The organism is Burkholderia pulmonis, assembly GCF_984667975.1.
Genome location: NZ_OZ480187.1, coordinates 870,725 through 890,045 on the forward strand (window position 1 = coordinate 870,725; position 19,321 = coordinate 890,045).

The 19,321-nt window shown below is 66.4% G+C and carries 17 protein-coding genes; 12 read left to right on the plus strand and 5 right to left on the minus strand.

The window, feature by feature from the left end:
* The first annotated feature begins 35 nt into the window (after nucleotides 1-35).
* The 4 genes from AC5LXK_RS20630 to AC5LXK_RS20645 all read left to right on the plus strand — a co-directional run bounded on the left by AC5LXK_RS20630 (nucleotide 36) and on the right by AC5LXK_RS20645 (nucleotide 4,278).
* Nucleotides 36-1,490, plus strand: coding sequence for a M20 family metallopeptidase (locus AC5LXK_RS20630; RefSeq protein ID WP_493393306.1), 1,455 nt, complete (start codon nucleotides 36-38; stop codon nucleotides 1,488-1,490).
* Between the two features lie 60 nt (nucleotides 1,491-1,550).
* Nucleotides 1,551-2,660 (plus strand): malate/lactate/ureidoglycolate dehydrogenase, encoded by a 1,110-nt coding sequence (locus tag AC5LXK_RS20635; RefSeq protein WP_493393307.1) that lies wholly within the window; start codon nucleotides 1,551-1,553, stop codon nucleotides 2,658-2,660.
* Nucleotides 2,657-3,400, plus strand: a complete 744-nt coding sequence (locus AC5LXK_RS20640; protein WP_493393308.1) for a TfoX/Sxy family protein — start codon at nucleotides 2,657-2,659, stop codon at nucleotides 3,398-3,400. Before AC5LXK_RS20635 ends, AC5LXK_RS20640 begins: the two co-directional genes overlap by 4 nt.
* Before the next feature lie 299 nt (nucleotides 3,401-3,699).
* Entirely contained in the window at nucleotides 3,700-4,278 is a 579-nt protein-coding gene (locus AC5LXK_RS20645) for an NnrU family protein (RefSeq protein WP_493393309.1), read from the plus strand.
* 28 nt (nucleotides 4,279-4,306) lie between these two features.
* Here AC5LXK_RS20645 and AC5LXK_RS20650 read toward each other — a convergent pair whose 3' ends face one another.
* Nucleotides 4,307-5,686, minus strand: a complete 1,380-nt coding sequence (locus AC5LXK_RS20650; protein WP_493393310.1) for an amino acid permease — start codon at nucleotides 5,684-5,686, stop codon at nucleotides 4,307-4,309.
* Between the two features lie 412 nt (nucleotides 5,687-6,098).
* Here AC5LXK_RS20650 and AC5LXK_RS20655 point away from each other — a divergent pair, with 412 nt between their 5' ends.
* Genes AC5LXK_RS20655 through AC5LXK_RS20665 form a run of 3 tightly spaced genes read left to right on the plus strand, consistent with a single transcriptional unit; the run spans nucleotide 6,099 to nucleotide 8,531 of the window.
* A complete protein-coding gene (locus AC5LXK_RS20655) occupies nucleotides 6,099-7,154 on the plus strand; it encodes a Rieske 2Fe-2S domain-containing protein (protein ID WP_493393311.1) in 1,056 nt (351 codons plus the stop codon).
* 19 nt (nucleotides 7,155-7,173) lie between these two features.
* Nucleotides 7,174-7,344, plus strand: a complete 171-nt coding sequence (locus AC5LXK_RS20660; protein WP_493393312.1) for a rubredoxin — start codon at nucleotides 7,174-7,176, stop codon at nucleotides 7,342-7,344.
* Entirely contained in the window at nucleotides 7,341-8,531 is a 1,191-nt protein-coding gene (locus AC5LXK_RS20665; RefSeq protein WP_493393313.1) for an NAD(P)/FAD-dependent oxidoreductase, read from the plus strand. The genes AC5LXK_RS20660 and AC5LXK_RS20665 overlap by 4 nt, the downstream gene beginning before the upstream one ends.
* Before the next feature lie 157 nt (nucleotides 8,532-8,688).
* Here the strand turns inward: AC5LXK_RS20665 and AC5LXK_RS20670 are convergent, their stop codons facing one another.
* The 4 genes from AC5LXK_RS20670 to AC5LXK_RS20685 all read right to left on the minus strand — a co-directional run bounded on the left by AC5LXK_RS20670 (nucleotide 8,689) and on the right by AC5LXK_RS20685 (nucleotide 11,487).
* Complete coding sequence (locus AC5LXK_RS20670) at nucleotides 8,689-9,630, minus strand: LysR family transcriptional regulator (protein WP_493393314.1); 942 nt, start codon at nucleotides 9,628-9,630, stop codon at nucleotides 8,689-8,691.
* A 192-nt stretch (nucleotides 9,631-9,822) separates the two neighbouring features.
* Complete coding sequence (locus AC5LXK_RS20675; RefSeq protein ID WP_493393315.1) at nucleotides 9,823-10,560, minus strand: sulfite exporter TauE/SafE family protein; 738 nt, start codon at nucleotides 10,558-10,560, stop codon at nucleotides 9,823-9,825.
* 124 nt (nucleotides 10,561-10,684) lie between these two features.
* Nucleotides 10,685-11,263 carry a DUF488 domain-containing protein gene (locus tag AC5LXK_RS20680; RefSeq protein ID WP_493393316.1) on the minus strand — a complete coding sequence of 193 codons (579 nt, stop codon included), beginning with the start codon at nucleotides 11,261-11,263 and terminating at the stop codon, nucleotides 10,685-10,687.
* Nucleotides 11,260-11,487, minus strand: a complete 228-nt coding sequence (locus tag AC5LXK_RS20685) for a hypervirulence associated TUDOR domain-containing protein (RefSeq protein ID WP_493393317.1) — start codon at nucleotides 11,485-11,487, stop codon at nucleotides 11,260-11,262. Before AC5LXK_RS20685 ends, AC5LXK_RS20680 begins: the two co-directional genes overlap by 4 nt.
* 454 nt (nucleotides 11,488-11,941) lie before the next feature.
* On the opposite strand from AC5LXK_RS20685, the gene AC5LXK_RS20690 reads away from it, so the two are divergent.
* The 5 genes from AC5LXK_RS20690 (at nucleotide 11,942) to AC5LXK_RS20710 (ending at nucleotide 19,128) form a co-directional block, all read left to right on the plus strand.
* On the plus strand, nucleotides 11,942-12,208 hold the full coding sequence (locus AC5LXK_RS20690) for a hypothetical protein (RefSeq protein ID WP_493393318.1): 267 nt from the start codon (nucleotides 11,942-11,944) through the stop codon (nucleotides 12,206-12,208).
* The gene (locus AC5LXK_RS20695) at nucleotides 12,195-14,483 is read left to right on the plus strand and encodes a hypothetical protein (RefSeq protein ID WP_493393319.1); all 2,289 of its coding nucleotides are present in this window, start codon (nucleotides 12,195-12,197) and stop codon (nucleotides 14,481-14,483) included. Before AC5LXK_RS20690 ends, AC5LXK_RS20695 begins: the two co-directional genes overlap by 14 nt.
* A gap of 93 nt (nucleotides 14,484-14,576) precedes the next feature.
* Complete coding sequence (locus AC5LXK_RS20700; RefSeq protein WP_493393320.1) at nucleotides 14,577-17,492, plus strand: hypothetical protein; 2,916 nt, start codon at nucleotides 14,577-14,579, stop codon at nucleotides 17,490-17,492.
* Between the two features lie 85 nt (nucleotides 17,493-17,577).
* Nucleotides 17,578-18,669, plus strand: coding sequence for a tetratricopeptide repeat protein (locus tag AC5LXK_RS20705; RefSeq protein ID WP_493393321.1), 1,092 nt, complete (start codon nucleotides 17,578-17,580; stop codon nucleotides 18,667-18,669).
* The gene (locus tag AC5LXK_RS20710; protein ID WP_493393322.1) at nucleotides 18,670-19,128 is read left to right on the plus strand and encodes a hypothetical protein; all 459 of its coding nucleotides are present in this window, start codon (nucleotides 18,670-18,672) and stop codon (nucleotides 19,126-19,128) included.
* Nucleotides 19,129-19,321: the final 193 nt, after the last annotated feature.

Consider the following 19,321-nt stretch of genomic DNA (forward strand, 5'->3'; position numbering starts at 1 on the left):
TGGGTTTTCGTCAGCCCGATCCAGGCACCCCCACCATGACCTCCGTCGACACTACCCCCGTCCTCGACCATGACAAGCTCGTTACCTTCGTCGAGCGCAAGTGGAACGATGAAATCCTCCACGCACTGACCGACTACATCGCGATCCCCGCGAAGAGCCCCGCATTCGACCCCGACTGGGCGAAGCGCGGCTATCTCGAGCGCGTCGTCACCGATGCCGCGCAATGGGCCGAACGGCAGCCCGTGAAGGGCCTGAAGCTCGAGATCGTGCGTCTGCCGGGCCGCACGCCGGTGATCTTCTTCGAATCGCCGGCCACGCGTTCGGGCAGCACCGACACGATCCTGCTGTACGGCCACCTCGACAAGCAGCCCGAATTCGACGGCTGGCGCGCGGATCTCGGCCCGTGGACGCCGAAGTACGAGAACGGCAAGCTGTACGGCCGCGGCGGCGCGGACGACGGCTATGCGATCTACGCGAGCCTCGCGGCGCTCGGCGCGCTCGACGAGCAGGGCATCGAGCGGCCGCGCTGCGTCGGCCTGATCGAGACCTGCGAAGAGTCGGGCAGCTACGACCTGCTGCCGTACGTCGACGCGTTGCGCGAGCGGCTCGGCCAGGTGTCGCTCGTCGTGTGCCTCGATTCGGGCGCCGGCAACTACGACCAGATGTGGCTCACCACGTCGCTGCGCGGCCTCGTGTCCGGCGACCTGCAGGTCGAGGTGCTCGAAGAGGGCATCCATTCGGGCGTCTATGGCGGCATCGCGCCGTCGAGCTTCCGCGTGATGCGCCAGTTGTTCGAGCGTCTCGAGGACGCAAAGAACGGCAACCTGCTGCCGGGCGTGTTCCATTGCGAGATTCCGCAGAGCCGCGTGCGCGAAGCCGAAGCGGCCGCGTCGATCCTCGGCGACATGGTGTGGAAGGGGCTGCCGTGGGCGTGCGGCGCGGACGGCAAGCCCGTGCTACCGACCACGACCGATCCGCGCGAGGCGCTGCTGAATTCGACGTGGCGTCCGTCGCTGTCGGTAACGGGCGCGGCCGGCATGCCGGCGCTTGCCGATGCGGGCAACGTGCTGCGTCCGCGCACCGCATTCAAGCTGTCGCTGCGCCTGCCGCCGCTCGTCGATGCCGCGCAGGCGGTGCAGCAGTTGAAGGATCTGCTCGAACTCGATCCGCCGTACAACGCGAAGGTCACGTTCAAGCCGGACGCGGGCGCCGCGACGGGCTGGAGCGCACCGGATCTCGCCCCGTGGCTCGCGTCGTCGCTCGACGCCGCGTCGCGCCGCCACTTCGGCGCCGACTGTGCATACATGGGCCTTGGCGGCACGATTCCGCTGATGAACGTGCTGCAGGAGGGGTTCCCGTCCGCGCAGTTCATGGTGTGCGGCGTGCTCGGGCCGAAGTCGAATGCGCACGGCCCGAACGAGTTCCTGCACGTGCCGTACGCGAAGAAGCTCACCGCGGCCGTTGCCGACGTGATCGCGACCGCACGCTGATCGTCGCATCGTCCGACGTACCGATTGTCCGACCCGATCCGACCTGATGGAGTGTTGCCGATGACCGCACTGCCGACGCCCGATACCGAACCGCTGCGCATGCGCGCCGAACCGCTGCATGCATTCGTCGCGGCACTCTGGGAACGGGCCGGCAGCAGCGCGCGCGAGGCAACGCTCGTCGCCGATCACCTGGTCGGCGCGAATCTCGCGGGCCACGATTCGCACGGGATCGGGATGATCCCGAACTACGTCGCGTCGTGGCGGGAAGGGCAGTTGCAATTGAACGGGCACGCGTCGATCGCCCGCGACGGCGGCGCGGTGCTGACGATCGACGGCGGGCGCGGCTTCGGCCAGGTGATCGCGTTCGAGGCGATGGTCGAAGGGATCGAGCGCGCGCGGCGCATGGGCATCTGCGCGATCGGGCTGCGCGACGTTCACCACCTCGGCCGCATCGGGCACTGGGCCGAGCAGTGCGCGCGCTCGGGGCTCGTGTCGTTCCATTTCGTCAATGTGCCGGGCGACCTGCTGGTCGCGCCGCTGCACGGCACCGATCCGCGTTTCGGCACGAACCCGTTCTGCGCCGCGTATCCGCGGGCGGGCAAGGCGCCGCTGCTGCTCGATTTCGCGACGAGCGCGATCGCGTACGGCAAGACGCGTGTCGCGTACAACCAGGGCAAGCGCGTGCCGGCCGGGTCGCTGATCGACCACCGCGGCCAGCCGACCGACGATCCGGCCGTGATGCACGAGCAGCCGTTCGGCGCGCTGCTGCCGTTCGGGCTGCACAAGGGGTATGCGCTCGCGGCGATGTGCGAGATCTTCGGCGGCGCGCTCGTGGGCGGGCATACGACGTACGGCGATACGCTGCAGAAGACGAGCGCGATCGTCAACGGGATGCTGTCGGTGCTGATCGATCCGAAGGCGTTCGACGCGGCCGATGCCGAGCGCGAGGCCGACGCATTTGTGGCCTGGGCGAAAGCGTCGCCGCAGGCCGGCAACGAGCCGGTGCGGGTGCCTGGCGAGCCGGAGGAGGCAAGCCGCGCTGCGCGCGGTGCGGCCGGCATTCCGGTCGACCGCGCGACGTGGCGGCAGATTCGCGACAGCGCGGCCGCCGTCGGTTTCGACGCGGCCGAGCTCGATGCGTGGACGCAGCGCTGCGAGACAGCCGCATGAGCTGGCAGGCGGAGAAGGCGCACGGCGAGGAGATCGCGTATCAGCTTGCGCCGCTCGGAGCGGTCGTGGTCGCGCGGTTCTTCAGCGGAGTGGGGCTGCGGCTCGACGGCGTGATGTTCGGTTTCATGTCGCGCGGGTCGCTGTTCCTGCGCGTCGACGACGTGAACCGCCCGGCGTTCATCGCGGCGGGGATGGGGCCGTTCTCGTACACGAGGCCCACGCGCACGGTCTCGCTCGCGGGTTACTACGAAACGCCGGCCGACGTGCTCGAGGATGCGGGCGCGCTGTTCGACTGGTGCCGCAGCGCGTATCGTGCGGCGCTGCTGGCGGGGGCGCCGAAGCGCAAGGCGAGGGCCGCGCCGAAACCGGCGTCGAAGGCGGGTGCCGGGGCGACGCCGAAATCTGCACCGAAATCTTCGCCCAAACCTGCACCGAAGCCCGCGCCGAAACCGGTGTCGAAAGCGGGTGCCGGGACAACACCGAAACCCGCGTCGAAATCTTCACCCAAACCTGCACCGAAGGCCGCGCCGAAACCGGCGTCGAAGGCGGGTGCCGGGGCGACGCCGAAATCCGCATCGAAATCCGCGCCGAAGCCTGCGCCGAAACCCGAGCCGAAGACGGCATCCAGGGCGATGGAGAAATCCACGTCGAAACCGGCCTCCGTGCCGAAAGCGAAACCGGCATCGAAATCGTCGCCCGGGCCCGTATCGAGACCCGCTGCGAAGCGCAAACAGGCGTAATACCGGTCGCACGAAGCGACAGCCTTGAGATTTTCGCTTTCCTGCCTTTCAGGTACGCCCATCACCGGGCGAACGGTGCGCCGTATGGCCGCAGGCCCGCACGATCAGGCGTACGAACGCGTCAAGCATGACGCACCGCACATCCCGCATGCTTCACAACGGCGGCCCCGGCGTTTATGATCGCGCGGGTTGCGCCCGTGCCTGGCGCGACCCGCCGGCGTTGCCGCCGGCGCCGCGAACGGCGCATCGTACGCCGCGCGGGACGTTTCCCCACTCATCATTCCAGACGGAGACAGCCGATGCTCGTTCTGATTCTCGGTTTAGCGATCTTCCTCGGTGTGCACTCGATTCGGATCGTCGCCGATGGCTGGCGCTCCGCGATGATCGCGCGAATCGGCGAGAAAGGCTGGAAAGCCGGCTATGCGGTTGCGTCGATCGTCGGCTTCGTGCTGATCGTCGTCGGCTACGGGATCGCACGCCAGAACGTGACGCTGCTGTGGGTGTCGCCGATCGGCGTGCGTCACCTGACGGGCGTGCTGACCGCGGTCGCGTTCGTGCTGATCGCCGCGTCGTACGTGCCGCGCAACCGGATCAAGACGCTGGTCGGGCATCCGATGCTGGCCGGCGTGATGGTCTGGGCGGTGGCGCACCTGCTCGTGAACGGCACGCTGCATGCGGTCGTGCTGTTCGGTGCGTTCTTCGTGTGGGCGCTCGTCGATTTCGTCGTATCGCGCGCCCGCGATCGCCGCGACGGCGTGCGCTATCCGGCCGGCGGACTGACGGGCGACATCGTCGCCGTGCTGGGCGGACACGTTTTCTGGGCCGTGTTCGCGCTGTTCCTGCACGGGCCGCTGATCGGCGTGCGCCCGTTCGGCTGAGCGCACGCGCCGGTGGGCCGCCCGCCGGTCAACGCCCCTTCGCGCCGGACGCCGGTGCGAACGACGGCTGCCTGCGCCGCAGGAAGTACGCGGCGACGATCGCGAGCGCCGTCGACACCGTGAACCAGAACTGGAAGCGCGAATCCGGGTTGAACGCCTGCGATCCGAGCACGGCGACCAGCGCCAGCAGCGCGACCCAGTTCGACACCGGATAGAACCACGCGCGGAACGCCGTCGGGTCGCGTGGCTCGTGCTTCATCTGCCGGCGCATCGCGAAGTGCGCGACGATGATGAAGATCCACACGATCATCACGAACGCGCCGCTGCTCTTCGCGAGCATCAGGAACAGGTCGCCGCCGCTCACGAAGTGAATGCCGAGGATCGACACGCAGATCGCGAGGCACAGCACGAGCGCGTTCATCGGCACGCCTTTCGCGTTGGTGCGGCCGAACATCGCCGGCGCGTGGCCACGCTGGCTCAGCGAGAACAGCATGCGCGAGTTCGAGAACAGGAACGAGTTCATCACCGACATGAACGACACGAACAGCACGATCTTCATCGCGACGGCGGCGCTCGTGAAGCCCGCCAGGTTGAACAGCGACACGTACGGCGATTTCAGGTTGGCCTTGTCGGTCCACGGCATGCACAGGATCAGGATCGACACCGAGCCGACGTAGAACACCATCACGCGCACGATCACGCTCTTGATCGCGCGGATCACGTTTTTGCTCGGGTTCTCCGATTCGCCGGCCGCAACGGCCGCGATCTCGCTGCCGCCGAGCGAGAAGATCACGACCATCACGCCGGCGAGCACGGGCGAGATGCCGTTCGGCATGAAGCCGCCGTGATCCGTCAGGTTCACGAGCCCCGGTGCGGGAATGCGCGGCTGGAAGCCGAGCAGGATCGACGCGCCGAGCGCCATGAAAATGATGATCGTCGTGACTTTCGCGAACGACAGCCAGTATTCGGCCTCGCCGAACGAGCGCACCGAGTACGCGTTGCTCGCGATCAGCGTGACGAGCATGAACAGCGCGCCGCCCCAGATCGGCAGCCACGGCAGGAAATCGTGGAGGATCGCGCCGAGCAGGATCGCCTCGACGGTGATCGTCATCATCGACTTGAACCAGTACAGCCAGCCGACCGCGAAGCCGGCCCATTCGCCGAGATAGTTGCTCGCGTACGTGGAGAACGATCCGCTGTCGGGGTTGCGCGAGGCCATTTCGCCGAGCATGAACATGACCAGCGTGACGATCACGCCGCCGATCAGGTACGACAGGATCGCCGCGGGGCCGGCCGTTGCGATGATGGCGCCGGAGCCGACGAACAGGCCCGCGCCGATCAGGCCGCCAAGCGCGATCATCGTGATGTGCCGTTGCTTGAGGCTTTGCCTCAACGAGTTGTCCTGCATCTCCTACCTCTAGTTATTGTTGGCCGGGAACGCATCGGGCGGCGCGGCGGCAAGTGTTCTGCCGCCGCAGGGGCGCCGATGTCGGGGGAGCGTGTGTGACGCGATGTGCGGGGCCGCCGGCGGTGAATCGGAATGGCGGCCACGGTGTGCCGGTCGGTGCCCGCGAGAGGGCGATGACGACGGCCACCCCGGATTGTGGGCGGACACTGCCGCCACGGCAAACGAGATATGCGAAAGACGTCTTGCGGTTTGCTCATCAATTGCCGGTTCGCCCATGCCCGCGTCGACATGAACTACATGAAGGCGCGGCGATGGGAGCGGCGGTGGTCTCCCTATATCGTTGTTTCCACGCGGCGACGTCGGCAGGTTCGACGGTTGCCGCGTCGACGACAACGCTTCCATGGAGACACGAATGACGACGACCCAGGTCGTGCCGCTGATGCGGTCACGCGCGCCGGTTCCGCCCCGCCATTGCACGTTCGACGTGCGCGATTGGGAAATCCTGAGCCGCTACTGGCATCCGGTCGCGTTCGCGAGCGAGGTGACCGACCGTCCGCTCGCGGTGACGCTGCTCGACGAACGCGTCGTGCTGTTCCGCTCCGGCGGCACCATCGTCGCCGCGCGCGACGTGTGTCCGCATCGCGGCGCGCCGCTGAGCCGCGGCTGGGTGGTCGACGACAAGCTCGTGTGTCCGTATCACGGCCTCGAATACGCGGCGGACGGCAAGTGCGTGCGCATTCCGTCGCAGCCCGACGGCCCGATTCCGGAGCGCCTGTGCCTGACGACCTACGCGGCGCAGCAGGCATACGGGCTCGTGTGGGTGTCGCTGGGTGGCGGCGAGTTGCCGCTGCCGGATTTTCCCGCGTGGAACACGGAGGGCTTCCAGCAGATCCTGCCGCCGTCGATCGACATCCATGCGTCGGCCGGCCGGCAGACGGAAGGCTTCATCGACGTTGCGCACTTCGCCTGGATTCATCACGAGAGCTTCGCCGACCGCCGCAATCCGGTCGTGCCGCAGTACTCGGTCGAGCGGCGCGACAACGGCCTGCATGCGGAATACGTCAGCACGGTCAGCAACTTTCCGAAATCGATGCAGCACCGCGCGCCCGACGGCTTTCTGTGGCGGCGCGTGTTCGAAGTCGACGTGCCGTTTTTCGCGCGCCTCACCGTGCATTTTCCGGAGGGCGCCCGGCTTGCGATCCTGAACGCGGCGAGCCCCGTTTCCGCGCGCCTCACGCGCCTGTTCGTGCCGATCGCGCGCAACTTCGATCACGACCTGCCGCTCGACGACGTCTATGCGTTCAACCGCCAGGTCTTCGAGGAAGATCGCGAAATCGTCGAGCAGCAGTGCCCGGAAGATCTGCCGATCGACCGCGCACACGAAGCGCCGATTCTCGCCGATCGTTCGTCGGGTGCGTATCGGCGCGCGCTCGGCGAACTCGGGCTGGGCCAGGCTTATGCGCGCTGAGCCGCGCACGGGAGAAGCGATGAAGATCTGGGAATGCGTGATCTGCGGGTTTCGATACGACGAGGCCGAAGGCCTGCCGCAGCACGGGATCGCACCCGGCACGCGCTGGGAAGACGTGCCGGACGACTGGATGTGCCCGGACTGCGCGACCGGCAAGCACGATTTCGACATGCAGATGGTGCCGGCATGAACGCGAACGCAACGTCAGGAAACCAGGGCGATCCGGTCGTCATCATCGGCACGGGCCTCGCCGGCTATACGGTGGCGCGCGAGTGGCGCAAGCTCGACGGCGACACGCCGCTCGTGATGATCAGCCGCGACGACGGCAGCTTCTATTCGAAGCCGGCGCTGTCGAATGCGCTCGCGCAGCGCAAGACGCCCGAGCAGCTGGCGATGTCCGACGCATGGACGATGGCGGACCAGCTGCGCGCGACCATCCGGACGCACTGCGCCGTGCGGCGGATCGATCCGGCGAAGCACGAGATCGTGCTCGACGACGGGGGCGTGCAGCGCTATCGCGCACTTGTCCTGGCGACCGGTGCGGACGCGCGGCGGGTGCGCTGCGAAGGCGACGGCGCGGCCGATGTCCTGTCGATCAACGATCTCGCCGACTATGCGCGCTTTCGCGGCGGGCTGCGCGACTGCCGCTCGGTCGCGATGCTCGGCGCGGGGCTCATCGGTTGCGAGTTCGCGAACGATCTGATCGCGGCGGGGCTGACGGTCACCGTGGTCGACCCTGCCGATGCGCCGCTGTCTCGGCTGCTGCCGGCGGAGGCCGGACGCGTGTTCGGGCAGGCGCTGAGCGACGCGGGCGTGCAGTTGCGACTCGGCACGGGCGTGCAGTCGATTGCGCGTCTTGCGCGCGGATACCGGCTCGCGTTGACGGACGGTGGCCACGTCGAGGCCGACCTCGTGATCTCGGCGATCGGACTCGCGCCGAGAACGGGGCTGGCGCAGGATGCGGGGCTCGACGTCGCGGACGGGATCGTGACCGACGCGTGGTGCCGCACCAGCGCGCCGGACATATTCGCGCTCGGCGACTGTGCGGCGATCGACGGGCGTGTCCGGCCTTACGTACTGCCGATCATGCACGCGGCGCGCGCGCTCGCGCAGTGCCTGCACGGTATGCCGACACGCGTCGCATTTCCGGTGATGCCGATCGTCGTCAAGACGCCGGCGATTCCCGCGGTGGTCGTCGCGGCGGACGGTGGCGGCCACTGGATCACGGAGGTCGGGGTCGGCGATGCGCCGCGCGCGACGCGCGCGTTGTGCGCGGATCCCGATTCCGGGCGCCTCACGGGCTTTGTGCTGCTCGATGCGGCAACGGCGGAAAAAGCCGCGCTGCTGAAGACGATGGCCGGCGACGCGGCGAACTAGCCCGCGGGCCGCGCCAACCTGACAGGGCGCTTCTCCAGATGCGCCTTCGACAGGCAGCCTCTTCGCTGACCGACCCCTGTCGCGGACGCGACCCGCACGATGGTGCGCGGGTCCGTTCGTTTCTCGCCGCGAGCGTTTGCTCGCGGCTTTTTGTCTTTCAGTGAGGATGGCGCGCGGCTTCTGGCACCAGCTTTTTCGCGACGCCGGCCACGAGGCGCCGCAACCACACGGCGGCGGCGCTGCGATGCGTGCGGTCGTGCCAGAGCTGGTAGTACGTCAACGCCTGAGGCTCGCACGGAATCGGTTCGATGCGCAGCGGCAGCAGGCTGCAGAAGTGCATCGCGAGCGTGCGCGTCGTCGTGAACAGCAGGTTCGAGCGCATCAGTACGTAGGGCGCCATGCCGAAATAGGGCATCGTCGTCGTGACGTTTCTCGACAGGCCGCCGCGCGCGAGTTCGCGGTCGATGGTGCCGAGCCCGGTCGCGTGATGGGTGGTCACGCCGAGATGGTCGGCTTCGCGGTAGACGTCCGCGGTGAGCCGGTCGTGCGCGATCGGGTGATCGTCCCGTAACACGCACACGAGATCGTCGCGGCACAGCGGCTGCAGATGCAGTTGCTGCGGTGGCGTGCTCCAGTTGCCGACCGCCAGGTCGAGCGTGCCGCTTTCGAGCGCGTGCTCGTAGCCGCCGTCCACCGTCATCAGGTGCTGGAACTCGATGCGCGCACCCGGGGCCTCGTGCTTGAACGCATCGACGATCGCGGGCAGGAAGAACACGTCGAGGTAGTCGGGGGAGCCGATGCGGAACGTGCGGTGCGTCGTGGCAGGATCGAACGTGCTCGCGGGATTCAGCACGGCCGCGATGCCGGCGAGCGCCTGGTCGAGCGGCTCGACGAGCGTCAGTGCGTGACTGGTCGGCACCATCCGGCTGCCGCTGCGCACCAGCAGCGGATCGCCGGTGATCGCGCGCAGCCGCCGCAGGGCGACGCTGATGGTCGGCTGCGATTGCCCGAGCAGGACGGCGGTTCGCGAGACGCTCGATTCGGTGATGAGCGTATGAAGAATCTTCAGAAGATGTGCGTCGATGACGTATCGGGACATGCCTGTTGCCGTGGGGATATCGTTCACCGATGTATACGCAGCGATATTTCGGTCGTCAATCGAGCGAATCGCCGAGGCCCCCGGGGCGGCCCTTGCGCGGCGGACCTCATATCGGATCGGATATCGCGTCTATGTTCGCGGCGCCATGGCCGCGGAGCGGTGGCCGGCGCCTCGGGGCCGGGCCTTCCCGCGTCAGATCGGCTTGACGAACAGCCCGATGGTCAGCACGACGCCGATGCAGACGATCCCGATCCGCAGGATGCGTTCGTTCACGCGATGCAGCGCCCACGTGCCGAGCAGCCCGCCGACGATCGCGCCGCCGCCGAGCGCGAGCGCCGACTTCCAGTGCAGTTGGGGCGACGTCAGGAACAGTACGACGGCCGACGCGTTCATCACGCCGGCGAGCGCGTTCTTCGTCGACATCGCGTGACGCGGCGACAGGCCGGCCATTGTCAGCACGGCCATCATCAGGAAGCCGAGCCCGCCGCCGAAGTAGCCGCCGTAGATCGCGATCATGAACTGCGAGATCGCGGCGGGCACGGTGCCGAGGTGCGCCGCGCCTTCGCGCGGCTTGCGGAAGAAGCTGCCCCACGCGAACACGACCGTCGCGAACAGCACGAGCCACGGCACGAGGCGCGAGAAGATCGACGAAGGCGTCTTCAGCAGCAGCAGCCCGCCGAGCGCGCCGCCGATCACGCTGATGAAGAACATCGCGCGAAACGATAGCTTGCCGACGCCACGCACCATGTTGCGGCTCGCCCAGCCGGTCGTGACCTGCGCGGGAAACAGCGCGACCGTCGACGTGATGTTCGCCGCGAGCGGCGACATGCCCGACACGATCAGCGCGGGCAGCGTGACGAACGAGCCGCCGCCGGCGAGGGTGTTCTGCAGGCCGGCCCAGAGGCCGGCGAGGATGATGAGAGTGAGCATCGGTGCGCAACGGGAGAGGTGGCGGGGCCCGCTTGCCGGCGGCGGGCAGGCGCGGTGGACGACCGATGGTAATGCAGGATCGCGGCGGCCGGAAGCCGGGGCGGATGCGGAGGCGCGTGCGGCGTCACGCGTCGGGTCGAGACGCTTCGTCCGGTGCGGCGGCGTCGCCTTCGACGTCCGGATAGACGATCGTGCCGTCGGGCCGCACGACCGCGCCGGCCGTGAGGCGCGCGGGCTCCACGCGGTTGCGGCCCATGATGTGCAGCACCGTTTCGCCGCGCGCGATCAGGTAGTCGGACACGATGCGCCGGTGGCAGCGCCACCACACGGCTTCGGAGCACATGATCGCGCAGCGCTGCGCGTGCCCCTGTGCGATCAGCCGGTCGAGGCCTGCGTGGAATTCCGGCGACAGCGCGTAATCGGCGTAGCGGTGGAAGCTGCGGTTCGTCCAGAAGTCGTTGACGTCGTCGGGCACGCCGCGCGACTTGCCGCGCAGGCCGCCGAGTTCGGCGATGTGTTCGTACGCGATGTCGGCGGGGGCCAGCGCATCCGGCAGCGTCGCTTCGTTGAACTGCGGATTGGTGCGCGAGCGCGTCATCTTGCGGATATCCGCGAGCAGCGCGATCTCGACCGCGTCGAGCATGTCGACGAATTCGTCGAGCGTGCGGTTCGAATGGCCGATCGTGTAGAACGGGAGCGTCATGCGTCGTCCTTGCCGGCGATGCGTTCGAGCACGCGGCCGCGATGCGCGGCGATATGGTCGGTGCGGTCGCTCTTGATCTCGTACTGCGGATCGTCGGGCGATGCGTGATGGCGGTGGCCCTTGTAGTCGAAGTCGGCGGTGTGGATCGCGATGATCGTGCCGGTCACGTAGCCGGCTTCGGAATTCCAGCGAACGTGGTCGCCCAGCCTGAATGGGGTGGTCATGTCGCGGTGCCTCCTGGTTGCGATGCGCGGTTCGCGGGTGCGCGTTGCCTGGTCGAGAAGACGTGCCTGTCTGCCGCCATTATCGGTCGCGCCCGTGCCGGGGAACAGACACGGACGGCGGGTAGGGCGGTTCTGCCTGCATGATCGGCGTGCTGGCACGCGGCTAAGCTTTCATTCCAGGCCGACGAACTAAAGTGGCCCTTTTACCGCAAGAAGTTCGATAATTTTTTGCTTGTACGGCGGATAGGATGGCAAAGCAAGTGGTACCGAGAGCCGAGCATCGCGAACAAAGCCGGCAACCGCATTGTCTGATGATTTGACATATTGACCCGTTTAACGTGACGATAGGTGACTGAATAACGGGTAATTCGTCATGTGCGTCGACATGGTAGAGAATGTTGGCGCGCAGGTTCTGCCCGGCGAGTCGAGTTACCCGTGATATAGGCCAAGAGAGATGGCTGATCCGAATGCGCGGGTGGCGATCTTCTTGGTTGGTTTGGCCATTCCGTGGCTCCATGCGCTGTCCGGCTTCATCGATTCAGAAGTGATAGGGCATTTGCCCCATTTGTTGCATCTCGACATCGACATGAAAAAGATAAAACCGATCGTGATGACGCTTCCGGCTTGCGTGACGTCGACAGAGACGTCGTCAGTGGTGGCTGACGCCTCGCCATGCTCTTTTTTCGCGGCAGTTCGCGAGTCAGTTGATGCCGCCCACTGACTGTGCGTCGAGCGCCGTCTTTTGCCGACGCCTGATTGTCGCGGTTGTCGTGATTGTGGCGGGCTGCGACCCGAAAAAGCCTGCGTTGCCGGCGACGCCGCAGATTCCGATCGAAACCCTGTCCGGATTTCCCGACAACGCCGATTTCAACGACGGGCCTTTCACGCTGAAGACCCGGGAGCCAGCGGACCGGTCGGCGGCGCGGGAGATGCAGATGCTCTACCGTGGCTCGCCAATATTGCATCCGTCGCCGTCTGCGGCAGAGGCTCGCCCGGAACCGCTTCCGCTCACCTTCGCGCGTCGCGTACACAATGGTCCGGCGGCCTATGTGCTCTCCTACGACTGCAAGGCGATCGATCTCGTGACCGAGGCGGGGGAACACCCCACGGTGACGACATTGCAGGGTACGGTTGACGCGCCGCTCGATGCCGATTTGGGCGGGCAGAATTCCTGTGCGGGCGTGCGCCTGTCCATGAACGAACTGGCGTTCCCGGGCAACCGCACCCTCGACGAAATGCGCAACGGCACGATGTCTCATCGTACCGGGCACGAAGTCAGTGTGCTCGACACCGATACGCTCGACATTCGCACTTACCGGCGGCCCGATCACGATGTTCTGGCCTGCGTGGCGGGAAGTGTCCAGGAATGCGAAGCGACGAAGACGAAAGGCGTGGAGCGTTCCGCCAGCGACGCCGATGTGTCCGTGACGGTCGTCGTCAATGCGAGGGCGATCGATGCCTGGGATCGCTTGCTGTTGATCGGTCATTCCCCCGACGCCAGGTTTGCCGCCTGGATTACGCCGCCCGACGGCTTCGCGACCGACGACGCGCCTGCTCGCACCGTGATCGTGGCCGATGCGACGGGAGAGCATCCGCGCAAGATCGCGATTCCGGACAGCCTGCAAGCCAGGCTGACGACGGCGACCGAAAGAACGCAGGCGCAGTATCCGATGACGCCGGCCTGGCTGGCGACGGCATTCGACTGGCAGAAGGATCAGCGCGGCGAGTGGACGCTGGCGCCTCGCGGTGCCGGGCAAGCCGCCGCGCCGCAAGGACTTCAGGCCGTAGCCGACAAAGTGGAAGCCGTGCTCGTCGACCCGGCGTCGATCGACAGCCTGACGCTGGCCGGGCAGTTGCAGGATTCGATGGGCGGCCAGGATGCCGCGCGCGGTGCCGACGGGCAGACGATCGCGGCGAGGCCGTGGCCGCCGCAAGTCTTCGGCCTGACTTCGCCTGGCCTCGCACCCTTCGCGATTGCCCGAGACAAGACAGCCCGTCGCGACGGCGCGGACCGTCCCGATCCCCGATTCCTGATAGGTGTCAGCACGAGGGAAAACGGCGGCGAGCCGGGAGGAAGCCTGGTGCTGACCTTTGCCGGCGACACGCCCTCGCTGGACGACGAGGGCGGCATCGCGTCCCTGCGCGACCGGCTGGACACATGGTTGAAAGGCAGGCATGCGCGTTGTCTGTGGGCGAGGCCGTCCGAACTGAAGAAAAGCGCCGCGCTCGCTCAGCGCTTGCGCGATCAACTGGGCTGGCGCGAGCCGCAGATTGCCGACGTACTGGCCACGCTGCGCAGCGAACCGGTCGCTCGCTCGCTGGAGGAGAAGGGCTGGTTGGTCTTTACCGGGGCCGGCGCCTTTCTGCTGGACACGACCTCGGCCGGCATTCCGAATGCGGGACTGGCGTGGGATCTGTGGGCGGTCTACCGGTTGCCGGTACCGGCGCGGACGGCTTTCTCCGATCAGATCCGGAACGCGGTGCGGTTTCCTGCGTCCGGAGAATATCTGACGGCGTCGCTGCCGGCCTGGTTGCGGTCGGGGCAGCTTCTCGACGATACGGCGGACAAGGACCACCCGCCGGACGGGTATCTGCTGCGTCGCCCGGTCGACCTGTCAGGCATGTCCGTACTGTCCGTTCATCCCGACGGCGAGGGCTATGCGATGCGTGTCGGCGGCACGCCGCAAACGACGCTTGCGGCGCTCGAGGCGATGCTGCAGGTCGAGAAGACGCGCTACGTCGTGCTGCCGGCCGAAGAACGCGAGCCGAAGGAGGCGACGATCGCCCGTCTGCGCGAGCAACTGGGCTGGAGCCAGCGCAGGATCGAGGACTGGACGAACCAGCGGGCGGCCGGAACGGATCGCGATGCGGGTGCGCAATTGATCACGAATCACGGCGTGGTGACGGTGTCGTCGATACGGACTACCGATGACTTCGCGATTCCGGAAAGCCTGGTGACGACCTCGCGAGGAACCTATCCCGGCCATCCGGACTGACGAACCGCTCCGGTCGGTGCGCCGTGGCGGGCACGTCGTCGTGCGCCGGGATGGTGGAATGTGACGGGCGAGATGCGGTGCGGAGGAGAGGGTATGCGCTTGACGGAAGACGATGCGGAGAAGACGCTGGTCGATGCCGACGCAGTGCGCGTTCGCCTGTTGCAGGCCGCGCCGACGGTTGCGGTGGCGCCTGTCGAACTGCAGGAGCACCTCGCCACCGCATGGCTGCGCAAGATCGAGGCGCTGGGAGCGCTGGAGCGGAATGACGATGCGGTGGCGGAGGTCGACGCCTTCACGCGATATTTCGACCAGGGCGCCGATACGACGGAGGCCGCATGGCCCTGGCTGGTCGAGGCGGCCTGCCGCAAGGTCGTGGCGCTGGCGCGGCAAAGCGAGCTGCAACGCGCCCTGGAGATCGCCGAGTCGGTACAGGCACGCTTCGAGCACACGCAGGCGCTGGCGGTGCGCGAGTGGGTGGCGTACGCCGGGCTGGAGGAGATCAAGATCCGCACCGCGATGGACGAAACCTTCGCCCGCGTGGACATGGTGCGTCACGCGCAACGCCTGTCCGAGCGGTTCGGCGCAGACGCGTGGCCCGCGACGCGTGCGTTGGTTGGCCGCATCCGCTTGCGCCGGGCCCGCATGCTGAGCGAACTCGACTACGACGACGAGGCACTGCGTGAGCTGTCGGCCGTGCGGGCCGACTTCGCCGGACTGGCGGATCCGGGCGTGCAGGAGGTGGCAGCCGATGCATTGCACATGCGCTCGCGTTTGCTCAAGCAACTGCATCGCGATGACGAAGCCCGGTCCGAGCAACGGGCGCTGTTGGCCGAGTATGGACGCAGCACCGATCCGGAAATCCGGCAAACGTGTGTGCTGGCCCAGTTCGATGCGATCGCGTGGGCCGAAGAAGCGGCCGCGGCGACGGGCAACGACGCAGATCATCTCGAGGCGTGGATCGCCGCGTGCGACGCGCTGATTCTCGATCACGCCGACAACCATGATGCCTTCGTGGTACTGCGCGTCAATCAGGCGTTGCGTTACAAGGCGCGAGCGTTGCGCCGGTTGGACGATGCCGGGGGCGAGGACGATCAAGACGATCAGCATGACTATCTGGAACAGGCGGACAGGGTTGCCGACGAACAATGGATGCGTTATCGCGACCATCCTGATGCGGCGGTACAGGCCACATTGATCGATGCGATGCTGGAGCGGCTCGAGACCCGGGACCGTCCTGCGCAAGTACTGGATGGGGCCGAGCTGCTGTTGCGGCATCTGCAGCGCTCAGGGCCGATGGAGGCCGCCTCGCCGCAATTGATTCGCCTCCTGCTGCTCAAATCCCGGGCCTTGCGCGCGTTGGGGCGGCCCGGGCAGGCACTCGATGCGTTGAGCTTGCCGCTGGCCGATGCATCGACCGGAGAAAAGGATCCGATATCGCGCAAGCTGCGGGTCGACGTGCAGATCGAGCGCGGCCGTCTGCTGCGTCGAATGAAACGGCCGGACGACGCACTCGATGCGCTGGCGCTGGCGCCGGATTTTCCGGATGACGCGGTCGAATCGGGGAAAGCCGGGTTCGACCAACCCTTGCGCCGGGCCGTGGCGCGCGCGATGGATCTGCGGATCGACATCCTCGCCGAGGCCGCTCCGCCCAACGACGACGATACGCCGTTCGGCCAGTCGGTGCCGCTCGACCCGGCCGAGCAGGCGTATGCGCAGGCGGTGCACGCGCTGGACCGACGCTTTCATGCGGACGAGGATGCATCGATCCGGTCGATGGTGGCCGATGCGCTGTACAGTCTCGCGGTCCATCAGCGCGAGCGTGCTCATCCGCACGAGGCCATCGCGAGCTACGACCTGCTGCTGAGCCGCTTCGCGGACGATATGGAGCCGGCCATCGAGCCGCGCGTGGCCAGTGCGTATCTGAACAAGGCCTATCTGCTCCTGAACGGTCTGGATCGTCCCGGCGAAGCGCTGTCGGTGTACGACGCGCTGATGGCGCGCTTTGCGAACGCAACCGGCGACAAGCTGCGGGACAGCGTGGCCAAGGGCGCGGCCAGCCGGCTGACCTGCCTCAATCGGCTGCAGGACCGCGGCGTGGCCGTGAACTACGGCGACCAGTACGAAGACCTGACGCCCGAACAGCGCGGCGCGATCGTCGGCACGCTCGACCGTGCCGACACCCTGCGGGACGAAGACAGGCATCGCGACGCGATCGCACTGTACGACCAGATGCTGACGCAGCACGTCGAGTCGCTGCATCCGGAATTGCGCCGTCTGTGCCGGAAGGCCATGACGAACAAGGCGTTCTGCCTGGCAAGGCTGAATCAGCGCGAGGCGTCGCTGGCAGTCAACGACGAAGTGATTGCGCGCTACGGCATCGATCTGTCGACGACTGCCGAGAAAGACGTGGCCCTGGCCATGTCGAACAAGGCGGTCGACCTGAACAGGCTGGGCCGTCATGCCGAAGAGCTGAAGGTCTACGAGCAGATCATCGAGCGCTGGGGGCGTGCGGACGTGGCCTATCTACGCCTGCGCGTGGCGGCTGCGATGTTCAGCAGGGCACATACGCTGGCGGACCGCGACCCGGAATCCGCGCTGGCCGGCTATCGCCAGGTGCTCGACGGCTACCTGTCTGCCGGTGAGGCGAACCTGAGGTTGCAGGCCGCGAAGTCGGCGGTCAACCTCGGCATTCTGTTGCGCAAGCTGGGCCGTCATGCCGATGCGCTGCGTCCCTGCGAAAGGTTGCTTCAGGTGTGCAATGGGGAGACAGACGAGCAGATCAAGGCGCTGCTGATCCAGGCGCGCATCAGCCTGGCACGCACCTATGCGCCCGCAGGGGCACCGGAGAAGGCCGTGGCGATGTACCGGGAATTGTTGATCCTGCCGCCGCGGCAATTGAGCGACGCGCAACGCAAGGAACTGGACAAGGAGCTGCTTGCCCTGCCCGGCGGGCGGCTTGGGGTGGTCGGCCTGTTCAAGGCCGCGCGCGGCAAGCTGCTGGGGAAGTAGCCTGTCAACGCGCGTCGGCACACGTCATGCCCATTGATCGAAGCAACGAAATCCGGCGGTTTGCCGGGCAGAAAGGGCGAATCAGATGAAAGGCTATCTCGCCGCATTAGCGATCCTCTTCCTGACGGCATGTCAGGCCGGAGGGCAGGCCGCTGCACCGGCGAGCGTCGGGACATCTGCCGGACTGCAAACGAAAGACGAAGCGGTACGCGATAATCCGGTCCGCCCGCACGAAAAGGATGAAGCCGGCGTGCCGGCCAGCGATGTATCGTCATCCTCTACCTCTTCGGGGAAGTCGCTTGCGCAGCTCGTCGACGCGTGTCATGAGACCGATCCGGGAAGTTGCGAGAAGGCCGGTTTGGGCTATGCCGCGGCCTCGACCGAAAACCTCCTGCATGCAGCGGGCTTATACGCGGACGGCTGCGACAATTCGAATGCCGCAAGCTGCACTCAAATGGGGCTCATGCTCCAGAAAGGCGACGGTGTGCAACAGGACTGGTTCAATGCAGCGAAAAACTTCAGATCGGCCTGCGATCTCGACGACACGGAGTGTTCGAATCTCGGCCTGGCTTATGTCTTCGGCCAGGGTGTGGAACGGGACAGCAGGCGAGCCGTGCAACTATTCGACAAGGCGTGCCGGGCAGGCGGTATGACGGGGTGCGCGAATCTCGGGGCGGCCTATATGAAGGGGATCGGTGTGCATCGGGATCGCAAGCGCGCAATCGCGTTGTTCAGGGAGGCATGCAGCGACGGCGATTCGCTCGGTTGTTTCAACCTCGGGGTGATATACCACACGGGGCAAGGCGTCCGGCGTGATTTGAAACGGGCGGCGACCTACTACCAGACCGCATGTGACCACGACGAGGGCGAAGCGTGCAGCAATCTCGGGAAACTGCGACTCGGCTGGAAAATCGGCGCGCGTGATCCGAAAGCCGCGATACAACGGTTCTCTCGGGGCTGCATACTGAACGACGCCGAAAGCTGCCTGTATCTCGGTCTGGCCTATCAGTCGGGCGACGGCGTCAACGCGAATGCCTACGACACGCGGCGCTATTTGTGGCGCGCGGTTGCGCTCGATCCGAAGTCGCATGCCGCGCGACGTGCGCTTGCCCGTTTCGCCCGCGTTGGAGATGACCGTGCGGCGACGCCTGCAGGCAGGCAACCTTCCGGAGAATGAATGCATTCGATCAATACACTCGTTGCGAGGATGCAAAACTCGGGGATCACGCGAACCCTGAGTATGGGTCTCTCGTTCCTCGTGCCGTTCATCTGGATTCTGTCGACCGATCTGATATGGGCCGCTCTGAAGAACATCTCACGCAATACGAGCGATGCGTCCATCAATATCCCGACCGCGATGCCGTTGATTGCATCTGTGGCCGGTGCCTGGTTTGTTTGTGCATTCGCGCTCGGTCGTGTCGTCAAATCGACGCTGCGCGTGATACTGGTTTGCAATGTGGTCGCCGTGATCGTATTCGTCGTCGAATTCACGTTGACGTTCGGTACTTCAGACTGGGCGCTCGTTTCAGGCGGGCTGGTCAGTATTTATCCCGTCCGGTTCGGGCTGGCGATGTCGATCGCATTCATCGCGAGTATCTTGACGAGTCGCATCTTCAGGAAGGCGCGAGCCGGGTGACGTACTGGCATGTCCTTCCGGCGGGTAGCGCTGGTATGGCTGCGAGGAGCGGATCGTTGTCGGTCAACGGAATCTGCCGAGAGAACGCCTTGTCAGGGCTGCATATATGCCCCATTTGATCGCGAAGCGCCTGATTCTCGCGGCAGCGGCAATTGTTCTTGTCGCTCGTCATGCCGATCTGCCGGTAGTCGAA